Annotated in this window: 21 protein-coding genes; 14 read left to right on the top strand and 7 right to left on the bottom strand. The window is 71.5% G+C overall.

Going from position 1 to position 24,916, the window contains the following annotated elements; translation table 11 throughout:
• Positions 1–56 precede the first annotated feature (56 nt).
• On the bottom strand, positions 57–1,412 hold the full coding sequence (locus ACILR4_RS03830; protein WP_395699501.1) for an MATE family efflux transporter: 1,356 nt from the start codon (positions 1,410–1,412) through the stop codon (positions 57–59).
• 127 nt (positions 1,413–1,539) lie between these two features.
• Here ACILR4_RS03830 and ACILR4_RS03825 point away from each other — a divergent pair, with 127 nt between their 5' ends.
• From ACILR4_RS03825 to ACILR4_RS03810, 4 genes are read left to right on the top strand one after another with little or no spacing between them, the layout of a single operon-like run.
• Positions 1,540–1,959, top strand: a complete 420-nt coding sequence (locus ACILR4_RS03825; protein WP_395699500.1) for a VOC family protein — start codon at positions 1,540–1,542, stop codon at positions 1,957–1,959.
• A gap of 41 nt (positions 1,960–2,000) precedes the next feature.
• Positions 2,001–3,584 (top strand): ABC transporter substrate-binding protein, encoded by a 1,584-nt coding sequence (locus ACILR4_RS03820; RefSeq protein WP_395699499.1) that lies wholly within the window; start codon positions 2,001–2,003, stop codon positions 3,582–3,584.
• Between the two features lie 32 nt (positions 3,585–3,616).
• On the top strand, positions 3,617–5,611 hold the full coding sequence (locus ACILR4_RS03815) for an OPT family oligopeptide transporter (protein WP_395699498.1): 1,995 nt from the start codon (positions 3,617–3,619) through the stop codon (positions 5,609–5,611).
• Positions 5,612–5,653: 42 nt separating this feature from the next.
• Positions 5,654–7,393, top strand: coding sequence for a hypothetical protein (locus ACILR4_RS03810; protein ID WP_395699497.1), 1,740 nt, complete (start codon positions 5,654–5,656; stop codon positions 7,391–7,393).
• A 7-nt stretch (positions 7,394–7,400) separates the two neighbouring features.
• Here the strand turns inward: ACILR4_RS03810 and ACILR4_RS03805 are convergent, their stop codons facing one another.
• Entirely contained in the window at positions 7,401–8,429 is a 1,029-nt protein-coding gene (locus ACILR4_RS03805) for an aldo/keto reductase (protein WP_395699496.1), read from the bottom strand.
• A complete protein-coding gene (locus ACILR4_RS03800; protein ID WP_395699495.1) occupies positions 8,426–8,719 on the bottom strand; it encodes a DUF2917 domain-containing protein in 294 nt (97 codons plus the stop codon). The genes ACILR4_RS03805 and ACILR4_RS03800 overlap by 4 nt, the downstream gene beginning before the upstream one ends.
• A gap of 179 nt (positions 8,720–8,898) precedes the next feature.
• Between ACILR4_RS03800 and ACILR4_RS03795 the strand changes: the two genes are divergently transcribed.
• The 5 genes from ACILR4_RS03795 (at position 8,899) to ACILR4_RS03775 (ending at position 15,689) form a co-directional block, all read left to right on the top strand.
• Positions 8,899–10,347, top strand: a complete 1,449-nt coding sequence (locus tag ACILR4_RS03795; protein ID WP_395699494.1) for a PLP-dependent aminotransferase family protein — start codon at positions 8,899–8,901, stop codon at positions 10,345–10,347.
• A 25-nt stretch (positions 10,348–10,372) separates the two neighbouring features.
• Positions 10,373–10,762, top strand: coding sequence for a RidA family protein (locus ACILR4_RS03790; protein WP_395699493.1), 390 nt, complete (start codon positions 10,373–10,375; stop codon positions 10,760–10,762).
• 217 nt (positions 10,763–10,979) lie between these two features.
• Entirely contained in the window at positions 10,980–12,455 is a 1,476-nt protein-coding gene (locus ACILR4_RS03785) for a PAS domain S-box protein (protein ID WP_395699492.1), read from the top strand.
• Positions 12,445–12,873, top strand: a complete 429-nt coding sequence (locus ACILR4_RS03780) for a response regulator (RefSeq protein WP_395699491.1) — start codon at positions 12,445–12,447, stop codon at positions 12,871–12,873. The genes ACILR4_RS03785 and ACILR4_RS03780 overlap by 11 nt, the downstream gene beginning before the upstream one ends.
• Positions 12,870–15,689 carry a response regulator gene (locus ACILR4_RS03775; RefSeq protein WP_395699490.1) on the top strand — a complete coding sequence of 940 codons (2,820 nt, stop codon included), beginning with the start codon at positions 12,870–12,872 and terminating at the stop codon, positions 15,687–15,689. Before ACILR4_RS03780 ends, ACILR4_RS03775 begins: the two co-directional genes overlap by 4 nt.
• On the opposite strand, the gene ACILR4_RS03770 is transcribed toward ACILR4_RS03775, so the two are convergent.
• Genes ACILR4_RS03770 through ACILR4_RS03755 form a run of 4 tightly spaced genes read right to left on the bottom strand, consistent with a single transcriptional unit; the run spans position 15,683 to position 20,458 of the window.
• Positions 15,683–16,093: a VOC family protein gene (locus tag ACILR4_RS03770; RefSeq protein WP_395699489.1), complete on the bottom strand. Its 411-nt coding sequence runs from the start codon at positions 16,091–16,093 to the stop codon at positions 15,683–15,685. The genes ACILR4_RS03775 and ACILR4_RS03770 overlap by 7 nt on opposite strands.
• A 21-nt stretch (positions 16,094–16,114) precedes the next feature.
• Positions 16,115–17,188, bottom strand: coding sequence for a CaiB/BaiF CoA transferase family protein (locus ACILR4_RS03765; protein ID WP_395699488.1), 1,074 nt, complete (start codon positions 17,186–17,188; stop codon positions 16,115–16,117).
• Positions 17,188–19,302 (bottom strand): acetate--CoA ligase family protein, encoded by a 2,115-nt coding sequence (locus ACILR4_RS03760; protein ID WP_395699487.1) that lies wholly within the window; start codon positions 19,300–19,302, stop codon positions 17,188–17,190. The genes ACILR4_RS03765 and ACILR4_RS03760 overlap by 1 nt, the downstream gene beginning before the upstream one ends.
• 7 nt (positions 19,303–19,309) lie before the next feature.
• Positions 19,310–20,458 (bottom strand): acyl-CoA dehydrogenase family protein, encoded by a 1,149-nt coding sequence (locus tag ACILR4_RS03755; RefSeq protein WP_395699486.1) that lies wholly within the window; start codon positions 20,456–20,458, stop codon positions 19,310–19,312.
• Between the two features lie 157 nt (positions 20,459–20,615).
• Here ACILR4_RS03755 and ACILR4_RS03750 point away from each other — a divergent pair, with 157 nt between their 5' ends.
• The 5 genes from ACILR4_RS03750 to ACILR4_RS03730 are packed head-to-tail and all read left to right on the top strand — an operon-like array spanning position 20,616 to position 24,912.
• Entirely contained in the window at positions 20,616–21,584 is a 969-nt protein-coding gene (locus ACILR4_RS03750; protein WP_395699485.1) for a Bug family tripartite tricarboxylate transporter substrate binding protein, read from the top strand.
• Positions 21,581–22,567, top strand: coding sequence for an NAD(P)H-dependent flavin oxidoreductase (locus ACILR4_RS03745; protein ID WP_395699484.1), 987 nt, complete (start codon positions 21,581–21,583; stop codon positions 22,565–22,567). Before ACILR4_RS03750 ends, ACILR4_RS03745 begins: the two co-directional genes overlap by 4 nt.
• A gap of 20 nt (positions 22,568–22,587) precedes the next feature.
• Complete coding sequence (locus ACILR4_RS03740; RefSeq protein ID WP_395699483.1) at positions 22,588–22,959, top strand: hypothetical protein; 372 nt, start codon at positions 22,588–22,590, stop codon at positions 22,957–22,959.
• Positions 22,956–24,107 (top strand): thiolase family protein, encoded by a 1,152-nt coding sequence (locus ACILR4_RS03735; RefSeq protein ID WP_395699482.1) that lies wholly within the window; start codon positions 22,956–22,958, stop codon positions 24,105–24,107. Before ACILR4_RS03740 ends, ACILR4_RS03735 begins: the two co-directional genes overlap by 4 nt.
• Before the next feature lie 7 nt (positions 24,108–24,114).
• Positions 24,115–24,912, top strand: a complete 798-nt coding sequence (locus tag ACILR4_RS03730) for an enoyl-CoA hydratase/isomerase family protein (RefSeq protein WP_395699481.1) — start codon at positions 24,115–24,117, stop codon at positions 24,910–24,912.
• The last annotated feature ends 4 nt before the right edge of the window (positions 24,913–24,916 follow it).

Here is a 24,916-nt window from a genome sequence, read left to right as displayed (position 1 = left end):
GCCGCGGTGCTGCCGCCCCGGCGCCCACGTGCCCAGACGCTGACGGGCCCAGGCGCTCAGGCCGTGAACGCGCCGCTGTGCTGCCGGTGCATGCGCCGGTGCGTGGCGCGCGCATACGGCACCCAGTCGTGCCGCGCCCAGCGGCGCCACATCAGCAGGCCGCGGATCCACTCGTCGGCGATGTAGGCCAGCCACACGCCGGGCAGGCCCCAGCCCAGGTGCAGGCCGAAGAACCAGCTGCCGCCGGCCAGCACGACCAGCATCGACGCGGCGCCGGCCATCACCGGATAACGCGCATCGCCAGCGGCCCGCAGGGCATTGATCACCACCAGGTTGAAGGTGCGGCCGGGTTCGAGCGCGACGGTCAGCCACAGCAGCGTGGCGCCGGCGGCCAGGATCGCCGGGTCGTGCGTGAACATCTTCAGCAGCCAGGGCCCGGCCAGCGCGCCGATCAGCGCGGCGCTGAAGCTCATCGCCAGGCCCCAGGCCATCGCGCGGCGCACCAGCTTGTGCGCGGCATGCAGGTGGCCGGCGCCGATCTGGTGGCCGATCACGATCTCGGCCGCCAGCCCGGTGGCCAGGCCGAACAGCAGCATGTTGTAGATCAGCTGCATCACGTAGGCATGCGTGGCCAGCGCCTGCGCGCCCAGCTGCGCCACCACCGCCACGCTGACCATGAAGGCCGCGCGCCAGCCCATGTTCTCGGCCGCCGCCGGCAGGCCGATGTGCAGCACCGCGCCGAGTTCCCGGCGCGGCAGCCGCACCCAGTCGTGCGCCTGCGGGCGCAGGCCCAGCCGCGTGCGCCACAGCAGGACGTGCAGCGCCAGGCCCAGCGTGCGGCTCGCGGCCAGCGCCAGCGCGTAGCCGGGCAGCCCGAGCCAGCGCATGGCCGGCAGCACCAGCAGCAGGTGCACCACCTGCATCACGACGATCATCGCCAGCGTGTCGCGGGTGCGCAGGTGGGCGCGCATCACGCTGGACATCGAGGCGTTGAAGGCGTCGAGCATCAGCGCCGGCGCCAGCGCCATCAGGAAGGGTTGCGCCAGCGGCAGCACCTCGGCCGGCGTGTTCATCAGCCGCAGCAGCGGGCCGGCGCCGGCCAGCGCCAGCAGCGCGGTGGCGCCGCCGATCCAGGTGCTCGCGCCCAGCGTCGCGCGGGCCACGGCGTCGGCGCGGTCGCGCCGGCCGCCGCCCAGGTTCTGCGTCACCACCACGCTGATGCCGGCGCCGATGGTGCGGAACAGCAGGAACAGCATCGCGGCCAGGTGGTTGGCCAGCGCGAAGGCGCCGCCCGCGGCGTCGGACAGCCGCGCGGCCAGCAGGGTGCCGATCAGGCCGACGGCAATGCCCAGCAGCAGCTCGGCGAACATCGGCCAGGCCAGCGTCAGCAGGCGGGGTGGGGCAGCGGTCATCGGCGCGGGCAAAGGCACGCATGCTAGCCACCGCGGCAGGGCGCCGCATCCAGCCCCGGGGTGGAGAGGGCTGTCGGATTCGCGGCAAGATCGCGGGCTTCCCGCCCTCCTCACCGGAAAGCCGACCATGAAATACCTGCACACGATGGTGCGCGTCACCGACCTCGAAGCCTCGCTGCGCTTCTACCGCGATGCCCTGGGCCTGGAGGTGATCTCGCAGAAGGAAGTGCCGCAAGGCCGCTACACGCTGGCCTTCCTGGCCGCGCCGGGCGACAGCAGCGCGCAGATCGAGCTCACCTTCAACTGGGATCCCGAGGTCTACACCGGCGGCCGCAACTTCGGCCATGTGGCCTATGCGGTGGACGACATCTACGCCACCTGCCGCCGGCTGATGGACCACGGCGTGACGATCAGCCGCCCGCCGCGCGACGGCCGCATGGCCTTCGTGCGCTCGCCGGACAACATCTCGATCGAGCTGTTGCAGGCAGGCGGCGCCAGGCCTCCGGAGGAACCCTGGGTTTCGATGCCGAACGTCGGCGCCTGGTGATCCGCGCGCCACAATCGGCGCCTGTCTAGGAGAGTCACCCGATGTTGAAGATCCGCAAACTGGCCAGCCTGCTGGCCGCTGCCGCGCTGCTGAGCCTGGGCACGCTGTCGCAGGCCGTCACGCTGCGCGTGGCCAATGTGGGCGATGCCGTGTCGATGGACCCGCATTCGCTGAACGAGACGCTGCAGCTGAGCTTCACCGCCTCGTTCTACGAAGGCCTCACCGGCCGCGGCAAGGACATGGGCATCGTGCCGCTGCTGGCCAAGAGCTGGCGCCGCACCACGCCGAACGTCTGGCGCTTCAGCCTGCGGCCGAACGTCAAGTTCCACGACGGCACGCCCTTCACCGCCGACGACGTGGTGTTCAGCTTCAAGCGCGCCGCCGGCGAGGGCTCGGACCTGAAGGCGGCCATCTCCAGCATCAAGGAAGTGCGCAAGATCGACGACCTCACCGTCGAGCTCGAGACCAGCGCGCCGAACCCGATCCTGCCCGAGGCGCTGACCACGGTGTACATCCTCAGCAAGAAGTGGTGCGAGGAGAACAAGGCCGAGAAGCCGGTCGACCGCCGCAAGGGCATCGAGAACCTGGCCAGCTTCAAGGCCAACGGCACCGGCCCGTTCCGCCTGCGCGAGCGCCAGCCCGGCACGCGCACGGTGCTGTCGCGCAACCCGAACTACTGGGACAAGATCGAGAGCAACGTCGACGAGGTGGTGTTCACCCCGATCGGCAACGACGCCACCCGCGTCGCCGCGCTGCTGTCCGGCGAGATCGACCTGATGGAGCCGGTGCCCATCCAGGACGTGGACAAGCTCAAGAGCGGCGGCTTCGTGGTGCTGCAGGGCCCCGAGCTGCGCACCATCTTCCTCGGCATGGACCAGAAGCGCGACGAGCTGCTGTTCTCCAACGTCAAGGGCAAGAACCCGTTCAAGGACAAGCGGGTGCGCCAGGCCTTCTACCAGGCCATCGACATCGAGGCCATCCGCTCGCGCGTGATGCGCAATGCCGCGCTGCCCACCGCGCTGATGGTCGGCCCCGGCGTGCGCGGCTTCGCGCCCGACATGAACAAGCGCCTGCCGTACGACACCGAGGCGGCGAAGAAGCTGCTGGCCGAGGCCGGCTACCCGCAGGGCTTCGAGGTGGCGCTGAACTGCCCGAACGACCGCTACGTCAACGACGGGCCGATCTGCCAGGCGGTGGCGGCCAGCCTGGCGCGCATCGGCGTCAAGATCAACCTGCAGGTCGAATCCAAGGCCACCTACTTCCCGAAGATCCTGCGCCGCGACACCAGCTTCTACCTGCTGGGCTGGACGCCGTCGACCACCGACTCGCACGACGCGCTGTACAACCTGATGGCCACGCCCACCGCGGCCGGCCAGGGCCAGTTCAACCTCGGCAGCTACAGCAACCCCAAGCTCGACGACCTGACCAACCGCATCCAGAGCGAGCTCGACGAGGGCAAGCGCAACGAGCTGATCCGCGAGGCCTTCAAGGTGCATGCCGACGACGTCGGCCACATCCCGCTGCACCAGCAGGCGCTGGCCTGGGGCATGACGAAGAAGGTGCACGTCGTGCAGTTGGCCGACAACCGCATGTTCTTCAAGTGGGTGACGGTCGCGCCGAAGTGACGATCGGCTGACACCGGCGAGGGAGGCGCGCGATGGCCCTGCAGCAGCTCACCGACGAGCAGGTCCGCGACTGGAGCCGCGAGCAGAAGGACCGCTGGTGGCTGGAGAACGTGTACCGCGGCGACATGCCGCAGCTCACGCTCCGATCCGGCGTTACCGGCTTCGTGCTCGGTGGCGTGCTGGCGGCCACCGCGCTGTACATCGGCGCGAAGACCGGCGTGGGCATCGGGGTCGGGCTGACCTCGGTGATCATGGCCTTCGCGCTGTTCCGCGCGCTGCATGGCGCGGGCATCGCGTCCGACTTCACGATCCTCGAGAACAACTGCACCCAGTCGATCGCCACCGCGGCCGGCTACATGATCCAGCCGCTCATCTCCAGCCTCGGCGCCTACATGCTGGTCACCGGCGTGGTGGTGCCGTGGTGGCAGATGATGATCTGGATCATCGTCATCGCGCTGATCGGCGTGCTGGTCGCCTTCCCGATGAAGCGCCGCTTCATCAATGACGAGCAGATGCCCTTCCCCGAGGGCCGCGCCAGCGGCGTGGTGCTCGACTCGCTGTACACCGGCGCCGCCGCGGCCGGCCTGTTCAAGGCCCGGCTGCTGGGCTGGACGGCGGCCGGTGCCGGGCTGTGGCAGCTGCTGGTCAGCGACGGCTGGATGAAGCTGATCCAGTTCAAGCTGCTGCGCCTGCACCAGTGGGCCGGCCTGAAGGAGCCGTGGACGATCCACGAGCGGCTGGACACCTACTACTACCAGACCGTCACCAAGGCCAGCGGCTGGATCCCGACGATTGGCGGCGTCGACATCCGCCAGCTCGGCCTGCGACTGACGCTGGACGCCGCAATGCTCGGCATCGGCGGGCTGATGGGCATCGCGGTGGCCACCAGCGTGCTGATCGGCGCGCTGGTGAACTTCGCGGTGCTGGCGCCGATCATGATCAACGCCGGCGACATCGTGCAGCGCGTCGCCCCTGACGGCTCGGCCATCCCGATCTCGCGTGGCGAGATCGTCAACCAGTGGTCGCTGTGGTGGGGCGTGACGATGATGGTCGTCGGCTCGCTGGTCAGCCTGGCGGCCAAGCCCGAGCTGTTCGCCGCGATGCTGAAGTCGCTGCGCGGCGCGGCCGGCCGCCGGCCGGCGAAGGCCGGCACCGACGTGCTGGCGCACATCGAGCTGCCGCTGATGGTGTCCTACGTCGGCGTGCCGCTGCTCGGGCTGCTGGGCGCCTGGATCGCACATGCCTTCTTCGGCGTGCCGATGGTGCTGGCCGTGGTCTCGCTGCCGCTGATCATCGTGCTCACGGTGATCTGCGCCAACTCGATGGCGCTGACCTCCTGGACGCCGACCGGCGCGCTGTCGAAGATCACGCAGTTCACGATGGGTGCGATCGACCGCGCCAACCCCGCCAGCAACCTGGTGCCCGCGGGCATGACGGCCGAGATCGCGGCCAATGCCTCGAACCTGCTGTCGGACATCAAGCCCGGCTACATGCTCGGCGGCAAGCCGCGCCACCAGGCGGTGGGCCATGTGATCGGCATCCTCTCCGGCGCGCTGTGCTGCGTGCCGCTGTACTTCCTGCTGTTCCTGCCGCCCGATGCGCACGGCGTGCGCTCGGTCAGCACCATCGTCTCGGACCAGTTCGCGATGCCCGCGGCGCTGCAGTGGAAGGGCGTGGCCGAGCTCATCGCCAAGGGGATCAAGGGCCTGCCGGCCTCGGCCGTCGTCTCGATGGTGGCGGCCGCGCTCGCCGCGCTGGCGATCGAGCTGGCGCGGGTGGCCACGCGCGGGCGCTTCCCGCTGTCGGCGGTGTCCATCGGCCTGGGCGTGGTGCTGCCGCCCGAGGCCACCTTCATGATGTGGGTCGGCGCGCTCGTGTTCTGGCTCATGAGCCTGCGCAACAAGACACCGGGCACGCGTGGCCACACTGTGTGGGTCGATGGTGCCGAGGCCATCTGCGCCGGGCTGATCTCCGGCGCGGCGTTGATGGGCATCGGCAATGCGATCCTGAACGTGCTGATGGAATAGCGGGCCGGCCGGTGCCGGAAGGCGGCCCGCAAGGAGCCCCCGATGAGCAAGCGCCTGTTCCCTTCCGTCGCGGCCTGTGCCCTGGGCCTGCCGCTGGCCGCCCTGGCCCAGGTCAGCGTGTACGACCTGGCCACCAACGTGCTGACGATGCCCTCGGTCACGGTGGGCGCGGCCACCTTCACCAACGTCACGCTGCAGAACACCGGCAACTACGTGTTCACGCTGCAGGGCGCCACGGCCCAGGAGCCGCCGGCGCCCGGCGTGGCGCGCTTCGATGCGGCCAGCGGCCTGGTCACGATCCCGGCGGTCAGGCTGGGCGCCGACACCTACCTCGATGTCACGCTGGCCCACCAGGGCAACTACGTGTTCACGCTGCAGGGCGCCACGCTGCTGCCCGCGGCCACGCTGGCCGAGGTGAACGCGCTGCTCAAGGCCACCGACACGCTGTACGCCACGCGCATGCCCGCCACCGGCGCCGAGCGGCTGCAGTACGCCGATGCCTGCTACCTGCACGAGGGCCGGTCGCGCGCCTGGTACGTGAACGACGTGGACAGCGACGTCGCGGCCTACCAGGCCCGTGACGGCTTTGCGGTCGGCCGCCAGACCGGCAATGTCCAGGTGCTGGCGCAGCGCCTGACGACCAATGCCGATGGCAGTGCGCGACGCGAGATCGACGTGCAGTACGACGTCACCTACCCCGACGGCTCGGCCGACATCGGCCTGACGCAGACGCTGGTCAGTGGCAGCTCCGCCGGCACGCCGAACTGCAGCACCGCGCAGACCGGCAGCGCACTGCGCTACCTGGGCAACCGCAAGCTGGTGCAGGTGTCGGCGCGCGGCCGCAACATCCGCGACGAGCGCTACAGCCTGGCCACCGGCGCGGCCCAGTCGCCCGCGGTGAACTACCGGCGCGAGGTGCGCTGGTACATCGTCGATCCCGAGGGCCGGGCGACCTACGTCATCGTCAACGGGCCCGGCCCGTCGGCCACGGTCAACGGCGTCAGCCAGCCTTTCTCGCTGAAGTTCGTGTCGCCCTGGGTGATGCGCAGCGCGCCCGAATTCGCCGGCAGGACCGGCAACTACCTGAACTGGCAGGACGACGACGGCTTCCGCTACTGCAACATCAGCGGCAGTGGCGTGCCGGTGGCTGCCGTGGCCGACTGCACGGGCCAGGGCGCCAACAGCGACAGCTGGGGCATCACCACCTCGACACCGAATGCCACGGCCGACGGCAACCATCTGGCCCAGGGCTTCGTGGCCGGCGGCACCTATGTGTTCTCGGTCTACAACGACGACGGCTGGAAGACCGTCAACGGCCATGTCGGGCGCACGCCGATCGCCGTCTACACCGCGACGCTGAACCGCCTGTCCTACAGCTTCGTCGAGATGGCCGGCAGCGGCACCAGCACCGACAAGTTCCCGCGCCTGAAGTTCGCTGGCCTGACCCTCACGCAGGTGCGCAACGACGTGATGAGCAGCAAGCCGACGCCGCTGAACCTGAGCTGGACCTCGCTCGGCAGCCTGCTGGACAACCGCGCGTTCCGGCTCTACCAGCTGTGGGAGTTCTTCTCCGGCCCGAAGGCCGGCAACAGCGCCGGCACCGCCTTTCCGGCCTACCGCTACCTGCAGTTCCGCTACCCCGGCAGCACGGCCAGCAGCCTCAGCGGCCTGGCCGTCACCGCGCGGCCGGCCGAGCTGGGCGCCAAGACCTACAACGAGTTCAACCTGCAGTACCTGGACCGCAATGACAGCGAGATCCTGAGCCGCGTGTCGTTCTTCTAACGCCTGATCAGCGCGGCACGCGCCCGGTGACCGGGTAGATCGGGTCGGTGTAGCCCGGCGTCGAGGCATGGCCGGGCGCCACCAGGCCGCTGACGAAGGCCTCGTCCTCCGGCGTCAGGGTCACGTTCCAGGCGCCCAGGTAGTCCTGCCACTGCGCCGCGGTGCGCGGGCCGCCGATCACGCCGCCCACCAGCCGGTTGTTCAGCACCCAGGCGATCGCCAGCTGGCTCGGCAGCAGCCCGCGCTGCTGCGCATAACTTGCGAAGTGCTGGGACAAGGCCAGCGACTCGGCGCGGAACTCGGTCTGCAGCAGCCGCTTGTCCGCGCGGGCGGCGCGGCTGCCGGGCTCGGGCCGCGCTTCGGGCCGGTACTTGCCGGTCAGCACGCCGCGCGCCAGCGGGCTGTAGGCCACCACGCCCAGGCCGTAGTGCGCGCAGCAGGGCAGCAGCTCGGTCTCGATGGCGCGGCTCATCGCGTTGTACGGCGGCTGGCAGGCAATGGGCGGCGGCACGCCCATGCGCTGCGCGGTTTCCACCAGCCGCGCCACGCGCCAGGCGCGGAAGTTCGAGACGCCCCAGTACAGGATCTTGCCGGCGTCGATCAGCCGCGCGATGCCGTCCAGCGTCTCCTCCATCGGCGTCGATTCGTCGTCGCGGTGCAGGTAGTACAGGTCGATCCAGTCGGTGTGCAGCCGGCGCAGGCTGCGCTCGCAGGCCTCGCGCAGCCAGCGGCGCGAGGTGCCGCGCTCGTTCGGGTCGTCGCTGGCCGGGTTGGCGACCTTGGTGGCCAGCACCCAGCGCGCGCGCTGCGCGGCGATCAGCCGGCCGACGATGCGCTCCGATTCGCCGTTGGCATACACATCGGCGGTGTCGATCGCGTTGAGGCCGGCGTCCCGCGTGGCGGCGACGATGCGCGCGGCCTCGGCCTCGTCGGTCTGGTCGCCGAACATCATCGTGCCCAGCCACAGCGGCGAGGCTTTCAGGCCGCTGCGGCCGAGGGGCGGGTAGGGCGGAAGCGGGGCGGCGGAAGCATTCATGCACCCGATGCTAGGGCCTCCCGCAGCGGCGTCGTGTCTGCCGGTGACAGCAGCAGGCAGCGCGCGGGGCCGCGCTCGGCCTCGATCACCACTTGGTCGTCGCCGCGCAAGTGCAGCTGCTGGCCGGCGTCGAGGAAATGGTCGTCCGGGTCGCCGCAGCGGGTCAGCCACACGCGGCCCTGCAGCACGCGCAGGCCGCTGGCGGCAGTGGCGGGCAGCGCGATCACCTGGCCGGCATGCAGGTGGATCAGGCGGGGCAGTTCGTCATCGGAGCGGTGCGGGGTGTTCATGGGCTGCATGCTCCGGTGCGCGGCGCCGGCCCGCCAGCCACAGGCCTGTGCTGGCTGGGGCGGCACAGAAGGGCGGTGCAGGCCATCTGTGTCGGCCGAGAAAGCGCCGATCTGTGCTGGTCCGCCGCGCGGCGCGACCCTCACAATCGATTCGACCCGAGAGCCCCCAGGTGCCTGCCGTGACCAGCCCCGCCACCGACCCGCTGTACCTGCAACTGTCCGACCGCATTGCCGCCGCCATCCGCCGTGGCACGCTGGCACCGGGCGACCGGCTGCCTTCGGTGCGGCAATGCGCACGCGAGCAGTCGCTGTCGGTGTCCACGGTGCTGCAGGCCTACCACCACCTGGAAGACGCGCGGTTGATCGAGGCGCGGCCCAAGTCCGGCTACTTCGTCGCCGCCGCGGCGCGCCGGCTGGCCGAGCCGGAGCTCTCGGCACCGCCGGCCGACTCGCTGGCGGTCGACGTCGCGACGCTGGCCGAACGGGTGATGCAGTCGGCCAGCGACCCGCAGATCGTCTCGCTGGGCGCCGCCTGTCCCGAGGCCGGGCTGTTCTCGCAGGACAAGCTGCGCCGCGCGCTGAGCCAGGCCACGCTGCGCCACCGCGCGCAGCTGTGCCAGTACCCGCAGGTGCCGGGCGAGGACGCGCTGCGCCGCGCGATTGCGCGCCGCGCCTTGCCGCTGGGCTGCACGCTGGACCCGCGCGAGATCGTGCTGACCAACGGCTGCACCGAGGCGGTGGCGCTGTGCCTGCAGACCGTGACGCAGCCCGGCGACATCGTCGCGCTCGAATCGCCCACCTCGTTCGGCTTCCTGCAGATCCTGGAAGCGCTGCACCTGCGGGCGCTGGAGATCCCCACCCATCCGCGCCACGGCCTGTCGGTCGAGGCGCTGGCCTTCGCGCTGCAGACTCAAGCCGTGCGCGCGCTGGTGGCGGTGCCCACCTTGTCGAACCCGCTGGGCGCGAGCATGCCGCTGGCCGAGCGCCGCCGCCTGGCGCAGCTGCTGGCCGAGCACCAGATCCCGCTGATCGAGGACGCGATCTACAACGACCTGGCCGAGCGCGACGAGCACCGCCGCACCGTGAAGTCCTTCGACACCGAGGGCCTGGTGATGCTGTGCAGCTCGTTCTCGAAGACGCTGGCGCCGGGCCTGCGCAGCGGCTGGGTCGAGGCCGGGCGCTTCGGCGCGCCGCTGCGGCGGCTGAAGGCGGCGCTCGCGGGCGGGCACACCAGCGTCACCGAACTGGCGCTGGCCGACCTGCTGCAGCAGCCCGGCTACGAGCCCGGCCTGCGCCGGCTGCGCCAGGCCGTGTCGCACCGCGTGGCCGAGGCGCGCGGACTGATCGCCGAAGCCTTCCCGCGCGGCACCCGCGTCACCAACCCGCCCGGCGGCATCATGCTGTGGGTGGAGTTGCCGCAGGAGATCGATTCGCTCGCGCTGTACAAGGCCTGCCTGGACGAGCACATCTGCATCGCCCCGGGCACGATGTTCAGCGCCACCGACCGTTACCGCCACTTCATCCGCCTGAGCGTCGGCCGCTGGACCGATGCCGAGCGCCGGGCGCTGCTGCGCATCGGCGAGATCGCCCACACGATGCAGCGCGCCGCATTGCCGATGGCCGCGTAACTTGTACGTCAGACACCCTGCCACCATGCCCGTCGAAACCCTCACCCCCGCCAGCCTGTTCCCGCCCATCGGCCCCTACAGCCACATCGCCAAGGCCGGGCCCTTCATCACGCTGTCGGGCACCCCCGGCGTCGACCCCGCCACCGGCGATTTCGCCGGCCCCGATGCGTACAGCCAGTCGCGCCAGATCGTGCGCAACTTCCGCGCGATGCTGGCCGCGGCCGGCGCCAGCCTCACCGACGCGATGCAGGTGCACGTGTACCTGAAGCGGGTGGAAGACTTCGCCGAGATGAACCGCGGCTTCGCCGAGGAATTCGGCGGCCACCAGCCGGCGCGCACCGTGATCGTCGTCGCCGACCTGCCCAAGCAGGGCGCGCTGATGACGATGGACCTGACGGCCCATGTAAGCGGGTGACCTGTCCATCCCCCCCCGTGGGACAGCACAACCCCAAGGGCTGAAGGGGCAATGCGGCTGCGCGGGCGCATGCCGGCGCTACATTGGGCTTCGCTGTACATCGCCAAACGAAAGAATGCCCATGGGAGCTGCCGATGCGCAGGCGTCAGCGGGAGTGTTGCAGCCGGATCCGGCCGCGCCGTGAGGCGCCTGCCCGGCCCTTGCCGGGATGACGGGCGTGTCCAGCGACCTGCCGGCCGCGCCGTCGGTCGATCTGCTCGCGCGGGCTTTCCATGCCGCGCCGAACGGCTTCGTGATGGTCGACCGCGAAGGCCGCATCGTCGCCGCCAACGCGGTGCTCGAAACCATGTTCGGCCATGCCGAGGGCACGCTGAACGGCCAGATGCTCGAAGTGCTGCTGCCCGGCGCGCTGCGCGAAGCGCACGTCGGCCTGCGCGGCGCGTTCTTCGCGCATCCCGAACCGCGCGCCATGGGGGCCGGCCGCGTGCTGTACGCGCGGCGGGCCGACGGCCATGAGTTCCCGGTCGAGATCGGACTGAACCCGCTGTCCGGCCCGCAGGGCCCGCTGGTGCTGGCCTCGGTGGTCGACATCAGCGAACGGCTGGCGCTCGAATGGGCCTTCCGCGGGTTGTTCGACGCCTCGCCCTACGGTCTGCTGATCGTCGACGACCACGGCCGCATCGTGATGGCGAACCGGGTCATCGCCGAATCGCTGGGCCACACGGCGCCCTCGCTGATCGGCCAGCCGCTGGAAACCCTGCTGCCCGAGCGCTACCGCGGCGCCCATGGCGCGCTGATGGCGGGCTATCGCCGCACCGGCGAGGCGCGCATGATGGGCCGCGGCCGCGACCTCACCGCGCTGCATGCGGATGGCACCGAGCTGCCGGTGGAAATCGGCCTGTCGCGCGTGCGCTGGCAACGCCAGACCATGACGCTGGCCGCCGTCAGCGACATCAGCATCCGCAAGAAGCTCGAGCTCGAACTGCGCCAGGCCAACGCCAACCTGCAGGAGTTCACCTACGTCGCCTCGCACGACCTGCGTTCGCCGCTGCGCGGCATTGCCGACCTGGTCGAGTGGATCAACGCCGACCTCGGCGCCGTCGAAGGCGGGGTGCCCGCCGAGGTGCAGCGCAACCTCGAGCGCATCAGCCAGCGCATCGGCCGCATGGAGCGCCTGATCGACGACCTGCTGAGCTACGCGCGCGCCGGTCGCGCCGCCACCGAGTTCACGCAGGTCGACCTGGGCGCGCTGGTGCGCGGCGTGCTGGAGATACAGCCGGTGCCGGCCGGCTTCGCGGTCGAGCTGGCGCTGGACATCCCGCCGTTCCCGGCCACCCGCACGCCGCTGGAAACCGTGCTGCGCAACCTGCTGAGCAATGCGGTCAAGCACCACGACCGCGACCAGGGCCGCATCCAGGTGAGCGCGCGGCACGACGACAGCTTCTGCGAGGTCAGCGTCATCGACGACGGCCCCGGCGTGCCCGAGGCCGCGCGCGAGCGCATCTTCAAGCTGTTCCAGACCCTTACCGCGCGCGAGCGCGGCGGCTCGGGCATCGGCCTGGCGCTGACCAAGCGCCTGGTCGAGGTGCACGGCGGCCGCATCGAGGTGATCTCGCCGGTGGCCGATGGCCGCGGTACCGGCATGCGCTTCTGGTGGCCGCGCTTCCCCCGGAGGACCAGCGATGAAACCTGACCCCGCCCTGACCGTGCTGCTGGTCGAGGACGACGACGTGGCCGCCGAGTCGGTGGTGCGCAGCCTCAACCGCATCGGCGCGCCCTACCCGGTGGTGTGGGCCGAGGACGGCATCGTCGCGCTGGCCGCGCTGCGCGGCGAGGACGCGCAGCGCCGCGTGCCGCGGCCGCGTGTGATCCTGCTCGACCTGAACATGCCGCGCATGAACGGCTTCGAGTTCCTGCAGCAGCTGCGCACCGACCCGCTGCTGAAGGACGACGTGGTGTTCGTGCTCACCACCTCGGACGCCGAGAGCGACCGAACACGTGCTTACCACGCGCACATCGCGGGTTACATGGTCAAGGCCGCCGTGGGCCCGCAGTTTGCCCGGCTGGCCCAGCTGCTGACCGACTACGACCAGGCGGTGCGATTGCCGTGAACCCCGCTGCTGCCCCCGAACCCGCCGCGGCGATGCTGCCGCTGCACCTGCTGGTGGTCGACGACGACGACGTCGACCGCGAGCGGGTGCTGCGCCTGCTCGCCGGCTCGCCCTACCTGGTGCATGCGCGCCAGGCCGCCTCCGGCGCCGAGGCGCTGGCCGCGGTGCGCGAGCAGCGCTTCGACTGCGTGGTGCTCGACCACCACCTCGGCGACACCACCGGCGCCGAGCTGCTGCCGCAGCTGCGCGCCGAAACCCGGTCCGAGGTGCCGGTGATCATGGTCACCGGCGCCGGCAACGAGAGCCTGGCGGTGCAGGCGCTGCACCAGGGCGCTGCCGACTACCTGCCCAAGCCCCAGCTCAGCCGGCAAAGCCTGGTGCACTCCATCGAGCGCAGCCTGGAACGCCAGCAGCTCAAGCGCGAGGTGGCCCAGTTGCAGCAGCAGCTCGAACGCCGCCTCGACGAGCAGGCCGCGACGATCCGCCAGCGCGAGCGCGACCTGCACAACATCCTGGACAACGCGCCGGCGATGATCGGCTACTGGGACGCCGAGCTGCGCCTGCGCCTGGGCAACAAGGCCTACCAGCAGTGGTTCGGCGTGCGGCCCGAGCAGATGCCCGGGCTGCCGATCCAGCAGCTGCTCGACGCCGCGCGGCTGCGCGAGGCCTGGCCCCACATCCAGGGCGCGCTGTCCGGTGCGCCGCAGCGCTTCGAGCGCCGGATGCCGGGCGCGGGCGACGCCGCTGCGGGCTGGGCCCAGGTGGAGTACCGGCCCGACGTCGACGAGGACGGTCGGGTGCTCGGCTTCTACGTCACGCTGATCGACATCACGCCGGTCAAGGCCGCGCAGGCGCGGGCCGAGGAGCTGCTGCGCTTTTCCGAGGCGGTGATCCACACCGCGCCGGTCGGCATCTCGGTCTACCAGGCCGACGGCCAGTGCGTCATCACCAACGCCGTGGCCGCTCACCTTGCAGGTTTGAGCCTGGCCGAGATGCGCCTGCGCAACGTGCGCGGCAGCGCCGCCTGGCAGCAGACCGGGCTGCTGGCGCAGGCCGATGCCACGCTGGCCGACGGCCTGCCGCGCCAGCTGGCCCTGGCCTGGCCGGCGGTGGGGCCGCGCGCGGCCGCGCACGTGGAGGTGTCGCTGGCCCGGGTCGACCGCGGCGGCCGGCCGCACCTGCTGGTGATGGCGCGCGACATCACCGAGCAGCGCCAGGTGCTCGACGCGATGGCCGCCGCGCGCGACGCGGCCGAGGACGCCGCGCGCACCAAGAGCGCCTTCCTGGCCAACATGAGCCACGAGATCCGCACGCCGATGAACGCCATCATCGGCCTGTCGCGGCTGGCGCGCGACGAGGCGCTGGCCGAGCCGGCGCGCACCTATGTCGACAAGGTGCATGCCTCGGCGGTGGCGCTGATGGGCATCCTCGACGACGTGCTCGACTACTCCAAGATCGAGGCCGGCCAGATGCGCTTCGAACAGCTGCCGCTGGACCTGACCGAGCTGCTGCAGCGCGTGGCCGGGCTGTTCATCGCGCGCATCGAGCAGAAGGGCCTGCACCTGCAGGTGGACCGCGCGCACGACCTGCCGCGCGGCCTGGTGGGCGACGCGCTGCGGCTGTCGCAGGTGCTGAACAACCTGGTGGGCAATGCGGTGAAGTTCACCGAGCGCGGCGGCATCGCGGTGCTCGTGTGGCAGGACGGACCGGTCGCCGACGGCCAGGTGCGGCTGCGCTTCGAGGTGCGCGACAGCGGCATCGGCATCGAGCCCGCCCAGCAGGCCGCGCTGTTCGAGGCCTTCTCGCAGGGCGACAGCTCGATCACCCGCCGCTTCGGCGGCAGCGGCCTGGGGCTGGCGATCTGCAAGCGCCTGGTCGAGATGATGGGTGGCGAGATCGGCGTCGACAGCACGCCCGGCGTGGGCAGCCGCTTCTGGTTCACCGCGCGGCTGGCGGTAGCGGATGTGGCCGAGCTGGCGCCGCCCGTCGCGCCGCCCGAGCCCGGCGTGCTGCCGCCGGGCCTGCGCGTGCTGCTGGTCGAGGACAACGAGCTGAACCAGATGGTCGCCTCGCAGTTCCTGCAGCGCCTGGGCGCGGTGGTGGCGCTGGCCTGCGATGGGGCCCAGGCGGTGGCGCTGGTGCGCCAGGCCGGCGCCGGCAGCTTTGACGCGGTGCTGATGGACCTGCACATGCCGGTGATGGACGGCCTGGAAGCCACCCGCCGCATCCATGCGCTGCCCGGCTGCGCCGGCCTGCCGGTGATCGGCATGACCGCGGCCGCGCTGCCCGAGGACCGCGCGCGCTGCATCGCCGCCGGCATGGTCAGCCACGTGGCCAAGCCGGTGATGCCCGAGCGCCTGCTGCAGGCGCTGCGCGAAGGGCTGCAGACCGGCGCCGCGGCCGCGGTGCCGGTGGCGCCCGCCGCGGTGCCGGCCGAGGTGCTGGACCTGGCCGGGCTGCGCAGGCGCCTGGGCGGCAACGAGCCGCTGGTGTGGCGCCTGATCGGCCTGTTCGTGCAGCGCGAGGCGCAGGTGGCCGACACGCTGCGCGGGCTGATCGCGCAGGGCGACCTGGACGCCGCGCGCCTGCGTGCGCACGACCTCAAGGGCAGCGCCGCGACGCTGGGGCTGATGGCCTTGTCGCAGGCCGCTGCGGCGCTGGAGACGGCGCTGCGCGCCGGCACGCCGGACGCGGCCGGGGCGCAGGCGCTGCTGGCCGACCTGGACCGGGCCCTGCAGGGCGCGCTCGCGGCGCTGGCCGCCCATCCGGGCGGCTCAGGCGGTGGCTCAGGTGGCGGCGCGGGCCCGGCTCACTGACCGGTCATGCAGAAGAAGTTCAGCTTGTTGCCGTCCAGGTCGCGGAAGTAGCCGGCGTAGAAACTGTCCCCACGCGGGCCGGCCGGGCCTTCGTCGGTGCCGCCGAGGGCCAGCGCGCGCCGGTAGCCCTCGTCGACCTTGGCCTTGGTGTCGACGACGATCGCCACCATCGTGCCGTTGCCGGCGGTGGCCGGCTGCTTGTTGTACGGCTTCATGATGCCCAGCGCCGGCTTGTCCATCGCCGAGCCCCAGGCGTAGCCGGTGCCGAAGTCCATGATGCGCTGGATGCCCAGCGGCGCCAGCAGCGCGTCGTAGAAGGCCGCGGCGCGCGGCAGGTCGTTGGTGCCCAGGGTGACGTAGCCGATCATGATGCGGGTCTCCTCGCGCTTGGATGGGGTCCGCATTTCAGCATGCCGCGCCCACGCTCATGCCGCGCCCACGCCGTCCAGCCGCACCGGGAAGCGCATGAGGGGTCCGGCCGCGGTCTCGACGAACAGGCCGCGGCCCGCCAGCGCCGGCGACTGCGGCAGCTCGTCCAGCGCAACGACCTCCGCCACCGGGACGTCGGCCGCCGCCAGGCGTTCCAGGGCCTGGGCGCCGGGGGCTTCGGCCAGCGCCCGCGCGATGGCCGCATTGATCTCGTCGGCCGCCGCCGCGCGGCCCGGATAGTGCGCGAACGCCGGCGTGTCGAACGCGGGCAAGGGCAGTGCCTGCACCAGCGCGCGCCAGAAATGGTCTTCCAGGGCCGCCACCGTCAGGGCCCGCCCATCGCGACAGAAGAAGGTGCCGTAGGCCGGGCGCCGCTGAACGGCGCGGCGGGCCTTCGCGACATCACCACCCGCTTCGCGCAGCGCGGCCAGGCGCGGGTTCATCCAGTGCGCCACACAGTCGGTCAGCGAGACATCGAGGTGCTGCCCGCGCCCGCTGCGCACACGGTGCAGCAAGGCCGTCTGCACCGCCGCCAACGCGTAGGTGGCGCCGGCCAGGTCGGCCATCGGTACGCCGAACGACGGCGAACCCGCGTCATCCTTCAGGGCCATGCCGACCACCCCCGCGGCGGCCAGGTAGTTCAGGTCGTGGCCGGGCCATGGGGCCCGGGGGCCGGTGGCACCGTACCCGGACAGGGACACCAGCACCAGGCGGGGATTGCGTTGCTGCAGAAGCGGCCAGTCCAGCCCCAGGCGCGCCATGACGCCGGGCCGGAACGACTCCACCATCACGTCGGCGCCGTCCGCCAACGCCAGCACGGCCGCCAGGCCGGCTTCGGTCTTCAGGTCGATCTGCTGCGTGCGCTTGCCGCGATTGACGGCGGTGAACAGGGCCGGCGCCGCCCGGCGGATCGGGTCGCCGTGCGGCGGACGCTCGACCTTGATCACGTCCGCGCCCAGTTCGACCAGGCTCTGCGTCATGAAGGGGCCGGGCAGCAGCTCCGAAAGATCCAGCACGCGAAGGCCTGCCAGCGGCGCGGCGCCGTCGGCATCGAGCGGCTGCCAGTCCATCACCGGGCGCCCTCGCCGCGACCGACGATCACCGCGTCCAGCGCCAGCACGCCCCGCCCCGCAGGCCCCACCCATACCGGGTTGAGGTCGATCTCGTCGATGCGATCCCCCTGCGCCGCCACGAAGTCCGACAGCGCCAGCAGCAGGTCCACCAGCGCCGACACGTCGGCCCGGGGCCGGCCGCGCGCGCCATCCAGCAGCGCGAAGCTGCGCGGCTCGCGCACCAGGCGCTCGGCCTCGCTGCGGGTCAGCGGCAGCAGGCGCCGGGCGACGTCCTGGAACAGCTCGACATGGATGCCGCCCAGGCCGAAGGTCAGCACCGGCCCGAACACCGGGTCGCGTGACACGCCGACCAGCACCTCCACGCCGCCGGCGGGCGCCATGCGCTCGATCAGCAGGCCCTGCACCTGAGCTTCGGGCGCACGGGTGCGCACGTTGGCGTGGATGCGGTCCCAGGCCGCGCCCACGGCCGCGGCATCCGCCAGGCCGATGGCCACGCCGCCCACCTCGGTCTTGTGCGCGATGTCGGCGCTGGCCACCTTGGCCACCAGCGGGTAGCCCAGCCGTTCGGCGGCCGCCAATGCCTCCTCGCGCGTGGTGGCCAGGGCCGAACCGGGCACCGGGATGCCATGGCCTGACAGCCACTGCTTGGCTTCTCGCTCGGTGATGCGCAGCGCCGGCCCGGGCTGCGGCGCCTGGCCCAGCGTCGGCCAGGGCTGCCAATCCAGCCGGTCGGCCCGACGGCGCCAGCGCCCGTGGTCCAGCCAGCGGCGGATGGCCTTGACCGCCTTGCCCACGCTGCGCGCGGGCACGATGCCGTGGCGCGCATAGAGCTCGAAGCCCTCGCCGGTGCGGTCGCTCATCCAGATCGGCAGGATCGGCACCGGGCTTTGCGCCTGCACGCGCAGCACCGCCTGGGCGATTTCCACCGTCACCGCGCCGTACTCGATGGCGATGGGCAGCACGACCAGCGCCACGCCCGGGTCGCGGCAGACCTGCAGCAGCGTGTCGTCGAACAGGCCCTTGTGCGCCAGGATGGCGGCGGTGGTGTCCACCGGGTTGCCCACGGCGGCGTAGCTCGGGAACTTCTCGCTCAGCACACGCGTCGTTTCCGGCCGGAACCGCGTCAGGCCGATGTGGTGCTGGCCGATCGCATCGGCCGTTAGCGCCGCGGCGCCACCGGACGAGCAGTAGACGGCAATCTCGTCCACCTCACCCGGCAATTGGCGCGCGAGCAACCAGGCCGTGTCCACCAGCTCGTCGATGTCGTCGACCTCGATCACGCCCAGCTGCGCGAAGACGGCGCTGTTGACCTGGGCCGAGCCGGTGATGGAGGCGGTGTGCGAGGCCGCCGCACGCGCGCCTTCCTCGCTGCGGCCGACCTTCAGCGCCACCACCGGCTTGCCCTGGCGCGCTGCCTTCTGCAGTGCACGCACGAGGCGGGCGCCGTCCTTGATGCCCTCGATCAGCGTGACGATGACGCGGATGTCTTCCGCGTCGGCCATGTAGTCGATGAAGTCGGCCACCTGCAGGTCGGCCTCGTTGCCCGAACTGCTCCACATGCCCACGCCGATGCCGCGCGCCATGGCCTGCATGATGTTGCGGCCCAGGCCACCGCCTTGCGTGGCGATGCCGATGGGCCCCGGCTGCAGGTCGTGCGGGAACGAGGGCGAGAAGGTCAGCCCCAAGCGACCGTTGACATTGGTGATGCCCGGGCAGTTGGGCCCGTAGATGCGCATGCCCGAGGCGGCGGCGATCTCGCGCATGCGCGCCTCCATCGCCTGGCCCTCGGGCCCGGTCTCGCCGAAGCCCGAGGTCAGCACCACGGCAAAGCGCACGCCGCGCGCCGCGCACTGCTCGAGCACGCCCATCGCGGCGGCGGCCGGCACCACCACCACGGCCAGCTCGGGCGTGGCCGGCAGGTGCTCGATGCTGGGCCAGGTGCGGCGGCCGAACAGTTCGGGCTTGCTGGTGCTGACGAGCCAGACCTCGCCGTCGAAGCGCGAGTGCACCAGCAGGTTGTCGAGCGTGCGTGCGCCGATGCTGTCGGGCCGGTCGGAGGCACCGACCACGGCGATCGAGCGCGGGTTGAAGAGGCCGTGCAGGGGGTTCATCGATGTCTCAGGCAATGGCGTTGATGCCGAGGATCTCGCGCCCCACGATCAGCGTCTGGATCTCGGTCGTCCCTTCGGGAATCATGCCGCCGCGGGTGTCGCGGAAGATGCGCTCGACGGGATAGTCCTCGCTGTAGCCCAGGCCGCCGTGCACCTGCACCGCCATGCTGGCCACCTCGTGCGCGGCCTCGGTGGCATAGAGCTTGGCAATGCTGCAGGCCTGTCGCACGTCCTTGCCGGCCTTCAGCGCATGTGCGGCCCGCATGCCCAGCGCCCGCGCGGCTTCCACGCGCACCGTCATGTCCACGATGTGCTTCTGCACCAGCTGGAAGCTGCCGATCGGCCGGCCGAACTGCTGGCGCTGCTTGACGTGCGCGATCGACAGGTCCAGCGCCGCCTGCGCCGCGCCCACCGCGCCCATCGCGATGTTCACGCGCGCCGCGTCCAGGCCCTTCAGCGTGGCGCTCAGGGCCTCGCCCTCCACGCCGACCAGGTTCTCCTTCGGGATCCGCACATCGCTGAAGCCCAGCTCGGCCGTGCCGGTGCAGCGCAGCACCATGGTGTCGAGCTTGCGCACGTCGTAAGGGGTCTCGCGCCGGTCGACGATGAAGCACGAGAGCTTGCCATTGCAGGTGGGGCTGAAGCTGCGGGCGATGATCAGCGCCACCTCCGCGTCGGCCCCGTTGGTGATCCACAGCTTGCGGCCGTTGAGCACCCATTCGTCGCCTTGCAGCTCCGCGCGCATCTGGATGCCGGCGATGTTGCTGCCGACGTTGGGCTCGGTCAGGCCCGAGCAGGTACGCAGCTCGCCGCGCATCATGGGTGTCAGGTAGCGCCGCTTCTGCTCGGGCGTGCCCTGCGTGGCGAGGCGGTGGATGCTGCCGTTGGTGATGTTGACCATCGTGCGCAGGCTCAGCCAGTGGTAGCCCAGCTCTTCCATCATCACCGCCCAGGTCGGGTGGTCGATGCCCTGGCCGCCCTGGTCCTCCGGCAGCGTGCCGCCCAGGAAGCCCAGCTCGGCCAGCTTGGGCATCAGCTGGAAGGGGAAGGTGCGCGCCGCCTCGTGGCGCTGCACCAGCGGCACCACTTCGGTCTGCAGAAAGCGGCGCACGTTGTCGCGCAGCAGCAGTTGGGTCTCGTCGAGGTCGAGGCTCATCGGTCGTTCTCCGGGTTCGGTGATCGGGCCTCCGCACAAACGCGGAGTTGCGGAATCGCGCACATCGTCTACGATTAGTCGTACTGTACTGCGATATCTCGAACTACAGCAGTCCCGTGAGAACCCTAGACCCGACCGCCCAGAACGGAGACTTTCCATGCAACGTCGAGACTTTTCGGCCCTGGCTGCCCTGCTGGCCATCGCCCCCCTGGCCCGTGCGCAAAGCTGGCCGGCCAATCCCATCACCTGGGTCATTCCGTTCCCGCCGGGCGGCATCACCGACACCTCGGCGCGGGCGATCGGCAAGCGCCTGAGCGACCTGCTGGGCCAGCAGGTGCTGATCGACAACCGGCCTGGCGCCGGTGGCTCGCTGGGCACCGAACAGGTGGCGCGGGCGCCGGCCGATGGCTACACCTGGCTGTACGGCACGCAAGGCACGATGGCCGCCAACCTGGCGCTGTACAAGAACCTGAAGTACGACCCGCTGAAGGACTTCACCCACATCCACGGCATGTTCGTGTCGCCCACGATCCTGGTGGTGGAGAGCGTGCGGCCGTGGAAGACCGTGGCCGATCTCGTGCGCGAGGCCAAGGCCAAGCCGGGGCAGCTGAACTACGGCTCGGCCGGCGCGGGCACCGGCACGCACCTCACCGCGGAGCTGTTCCAGACCGAAAGCGGCACCAAGCTGACGCACGTGCCGTACAAGGGCACCTCGCCGGCGCTGCAGGACATGCTGGGCGGCCGGCTGGACCTGATGTTCGACTACGTCACGCCGCTGCTGCCGCACATCCAGTCCGGCAAGCTGCGGGCCCTGGCGGTCATGCACACCGAACGGCTGGAGCTGATGCCCGAGCTGCCGACCATCGGGCAGGCGGGCTACCCGAACGCCGTGTCCGCCGCCTGGTCCAGCATCGTCGTGCCGGCGGGCACGCCGCCCGAGGTCACCAAGCGCATCGGCGATGCCGTGGCCGCGGTGCTGCGCGAGAAGGACGTGACCAGCCCCTTCACCAGCACCGGCAGCAAACCGCTGCTGGATGTGCGCGACAAGAGCCTGGCGCAGTTCGTCGCCGCCGAGCAGGCCAAGTGGGCCGAAGTCGTGCGCCGCTCCGGCGCCACGCTGGGATGAGCGCCAAGCTGCCCTTCCTGTCCGGGCTGCAGCTGCCGCTGATCGCGGCGCCGATGCTGCGCATCTCCGGCATCGAGCTGGTGTCGGCCGCCTGCCGGGCCGGCATCGTAGGTGCCTTTCCGACGCCCAATGCCCGCACGCTGGACGAGCTGGAAGGCTGGTTGCAGCGGCTGGATCGCGAACGTGATGTCGCGCTGGCGGAGGGCCGGCCCTATGGCCCCTACTGCCCGAACCTGATCATGCGCCGCGACCCGGCGCAGCTGCGCGACGCCGTCGAGCGCTTCGCAGCGCATCGCACGCAGGTGGTGATCACCAGCGTCGGCTCACCGGCGGCGCTGATGCCGCAGCTGAAGGACGCCGGCATCGCGGTGCTGGCCGACGTCGCGAGCGTGCGCCACGCCGAGAAGGCGCTGCAGGCGGGCGTGGACGGCCTGGTGCTGCTGACCGCCGGTGCCGGCGGCAAGACCGGCTGGGCCAACCCCTTCGCCTTCGTGCGGGCCGTCCGGGCCTTCTACGACGGGCCGATCGTGCTCGCCGGCGGGCTCAGCGACGGCGCCTCGCTGTGGGCCGCGCGCACGCTGGGCTGCACGCTGGGCTACATGGGCACGCGCTTCATCGCCACGCGGGAGAGCCTGGCGGCGCAGGCCTACCGCCAGATGGTGGTGGACGCGTCGATGGACGACATCGTGCTCACGCGCGCGCTCACCGGCCTGCCGGCCAGCTGGCTGCGCGGCTCGCTCGAAGCCGCCGGGCTGGACCTGAAGCAGTTGCCCGAACACCTGAGCCCCGAGCAGGCACGCGAGCGCTTCGGCGCCGACGCCAGCGGACCGCAGCCCGCGCGCTGGGCCGACATCTGGAGCGCGGGCCATTCCTGCTCCGGCGTGCACGACGTGCCCGCCGTGGCCGAGCTGGTGGCCCGGCTGCGCACCGAATACGACCAGGCTCGCGCCATAACGCGCAACATGAGCGACCTGATTTCCTGAGCTGTTCAACGGAGACCCCGATGTCATCCCCTGAGACACCCCAGCTGATGCTGGGCCACTGCCAGGCCTGCGGCGCCTGGAACTTCCCGGCCGAGAGCTGGGGCTGCCGCGCCTGCGGCGCACCCCGCCAGCAGCTGCAGGCCAAGGCCCCGCCCGGGCCGGCGATCCTGCGCAACGCGGTCACCGTGCATGCCGAACTGGTCCCGGGCCTGCCGGTGCCCTGCGTCGTCGGCGAGATCGAACTGGCGCCCGGTGTCGTCGAGGAAGCGCTGCTGCAGGTGGCCAGTGAATCCGACGTCGCGACGGGTGCGGTGGTGGAGCCGGTGCACCTCGGCGAAGCCGGTGGCGCCAGCCCCTGGCGCTTCGCGCCTTTGCAGGGAGGCGCCCGATGAGCGTCCTGCAGCGCAACCCGGTCTACGTGGTGGGCATCGGGATGCACCGCTACCAGTTCCCCACCGACACGCCGTATGTCCAGCTCGGCCTGACCGCTGTGCGCGAAGCGCTGGCCGACGCGCGGCTCGGCTGGCCGCAGGTGCCGCTGGCCGTGGTGGGCACGGCCGCCATCGGCATGGCCGCCGGCCGCGTGATGCTGCGCCACCTGGGCAGCACCGGCTTCGAGGTGATGCAGGTCGAGAACGCCTCGGCCTCGGGCAGCAGCGCGTTCCGCACCGCCTGCCTGCAGGTGGCCGCCGGCGAGCACGACGTGGCGCTGGCGCTCGGCGTGGACAAGTTCGGCGACGGGCGCCGCGCCGCCAGCAAGGACGGGTTGCAGCCCCTGTCGCCCACGGCCCACGTCCCGCTGGTGAAGTTCGCGCTGCTGGCACGCCGGCTGATGCAGGACCACGGGCTCACCGAAGCCGACCTGGCGCGGGTGGCCGTCAAGAACCATGGCAACGCGGCACTGAACCCCTATGCCCAGTTCCGCAAGCCGCGCACGCTGGAACAGGTGCTGGGCTCGCCGCGCATCGCCGGTGCGCTGACCAGCATGATGTGCACCCCGCGCGGCGAAGGGGCGGCGGCCGCCATCGTCGCCAACGAAGCCGGGCTCGAGCGCCTGGGCCTGGACCGCGCTCGCGCGGTGCGCGTGCTGGCCTCGGTCAGCAGCAGCGAACGCCTGGCCGAGGACATTCCGCAGGGCGTGCCGCCCATCGTCGAGCTCGTTCGCCAATCGGCGCAGGCCGCGTTGCAGCAGGCCGGCCTGCGGGCCGACGCGCTGGACCTGATCGAGCTGCACGACGCCTTCAGCATCGAGGAGCTGGTCTATGGCGAAGCCATCGGCGCCTGCGCCCCGGGCGACGCGGCCGGCGCACTGGCCCGTGGCGAGTGGGCCATCGGCGGGCGTTGCGCCGTCAACGCCTCGGGCGGGCTGATCGGCATGGGGCACCCGCTGGGGCCCACGGGCATCGGCCAGGTGGCCGAGATCGTGCGCCAGCTGCGCGGCGAGGCCACCGGCCGCCAGCAGCCCGGCGCGCGCACCGGCCTGGCCCACATGATCGGCCTGGGCACGATGGCCGTGGCCCACGTTCTGCACAAGGAGTGAAGCGCTCATGAGCACGGACTACGAAACCCTGCGCTACGAACTGCGCGGCCCGGTCGCCGTCATCACGCTGAACCGGCCCGAGCGCATGAACACGCTGGGCGGCCCGATGAAGGACGAGCTGCGCCACGCCTTCACCGAGCGTGCCCGCGAGGATGCGTCGGTGCGCGTGGTGGTCCTCACCGGCGCGGGCGACAAGGCCTTCTGCGCCGGCGCCGACATCAAGGAGCGCGTGAGCCAGAACCTGACCCTGCCCGAGTTCCACCTGCGCCAGCGCGCCACGCACGAGCTGTTCCGGGCCATCGAGTGCTTCGAGAAGCCGGTGATCGCGGCCCTCAACGGCGTGGCGCTGGGCGGCGGGCTGGAACTGGCGCTGTGCGCCGACGTGCGCCTGTGCGCGCCGCACGCGAAGCTGGGCCTGCCCGAAGCGAAGATCGGCGCGCTGCCGGCCGCCGGCGGCACGCAGCGGCTGCCGCGCATCGTGGGCACGGCCTGGGCCAAGCAGCTGATGCTGACCTGCGACCACATCGATGCCGAGCTGGCGCTGCGCATCGGCCTGGTGACGCAGGTGGTGCCCGCGGCCGAGCTGCTGGACAGCGCGCTGGCCATGGCCGGGCGCATGGCGGCGAATGCGCCGCTGTCGCTGCGCTACATCAAGCAGGCCATCGACCTCGGCCAGCAGGTCGGCATCGAGGCCGGCCTGGAGTACGAACGCTTCGCTGCGGCCATCGTCGTCACCAGCGAAGACCGCCGCGAAGGCATGCAGGCCTTCATCGACAAACGTCCCCCCCTCTTCAAAGGACAGTGACCCC

The sequence above is a fragment of the Aquabacterium sp. genome, from assembly GCF_044226965.1.
GTDB lineage: Bacteria > Pseudomonadota > Gammaproteobacteria > Burkholderiales > Burkholderiaceae_C > Pseudaquabacterium.
This window is presented reverse-complemented; position numbering and strand designations above follow the sequence as displayed.

Coding starts and splice junctions, on each gene's coding strand:
- ACILR4_RS03830 (WP_395699501.1), bottom strand. CDS start 1,412: ATGACCGCTGCCCCACCCCGCCTGCTGACGCTGGCCTGGCCGATGTTC.
- ACILR4_RS03825 (WP_395699500.1), top strand. CDS start 1,540: ATGAAATACCTGCACACGATGGTGCGCGTCACCGACCTCGAAGCCTCG.
- ACILR4_RS03820 (WP_395699499.1), top strand. CDS start 2,001: ATGTTGAAGATCCGCAAACTGGCCAGCCTGCTGGCCGCTGCCGCGCTG.
- ACILR4_RS03815 (WP_395699498.1), top strand. CDS start 3,617: ATGGCCCTGCAGCAGCTCACCGACGAGCAGGTCCGCGACTGGAGCCGC.
- ACILR4_RS03810 (WP_395699497.1), top strand. CDS start 5,654: ATGAGCAAGCGCCTGTTCCCTTCCGTCGCGGCCTGTGCCCTGGGCCTG.
- ACILR4_RS03805 (WP_395699496.1), bottom strand. CDS start 8,429: ATGAATGCTTCCGCCGCCCCGCTTCCGCCCTACCCGCCCCTCGGCCGC.
- ACILR4_RS03800 (WP_395699495.1), bottom strand. CDS start 8,719: ATGAACACCCCGCACCGCTCCGATGACGAACTGCCCCGCCTGATCCAC.
- ACILR4_RS03790 (WP_395699493.1), top strand. CDS start 10,373: ATGCCCGTCGAAACCCTCACCCCCGCCAGCCTGTTCCCGCCCATCGGC.
- ACILR4_RS03780 (WP_395699491.1), top strand. CDS start 12,445: ATGAAACCTGACCCCGCCCTGACCGTGCTGCTGGTCGAGGACGACGAC.
- ACILR4_RS03770 (WP_395699489.1), bottom strand. CDS start 16,093: ATGCGGACCCCATCCAAGCGCGAGGAGACCCGCATCATGATCGGCTAC.
- ACILR4_RS03765 (WP_395699488.1), bottom strand. CDS start 17,188: ATGGACTGGCAGCCGCTCGATGCCGACGGCGCCGCGCCGCTGGCAGGC.
- ACILR4_RS03760 (WP_395699487.1), bottom strand. CDS start 19,302: ATGAACCCCCTGCACGGCCTCTTCAACCCGCGCTCGATCGCCGTGGTC.
- ACILR4_RS03755 (WP_395699486.1), bottom strand. CDS start 20,458: ATGAGCCTCGACCTCGACGAGACCCAACTGCTGCTGCGCGACAACGTG.
- ACILR4_RS03750 (WP_395699485.1), top strand. CDS start 20,616: ATGCAACGTCGAGACTTTTCGGCCCTGGCTGCCCTGCTGGCCATCGCC.
- ACILR4_RS03745 (WP_395699484.1), top strand. CDS start 21,581: ATGAGCGCCAAGCTGCCCTTCCTGTCCGGGCTGCAGCTGCCGCTGATC.
- ACILR4_RS03740 (WP_395699483.1), top strand. CDS start 22,588: ATGTCATCCCCTGAGACACCCCAGCTGATGCTGGGCCACTGCCAGGCC.
- ACILR4_RS03735 (WP_395699482.1), top strand. CDS start 22,956: ATGAGCGTCCTGCAGCGCAACCCGGTCTACGTGGTGGGCATCGGGATG.
- ACILR4_RS03730 (WP_395699481.1), top strand. CDS start 24,115: ATGAGCACGGACTACGAAACCCTGCGCTACGAACTGCGCGGCCCGGTC.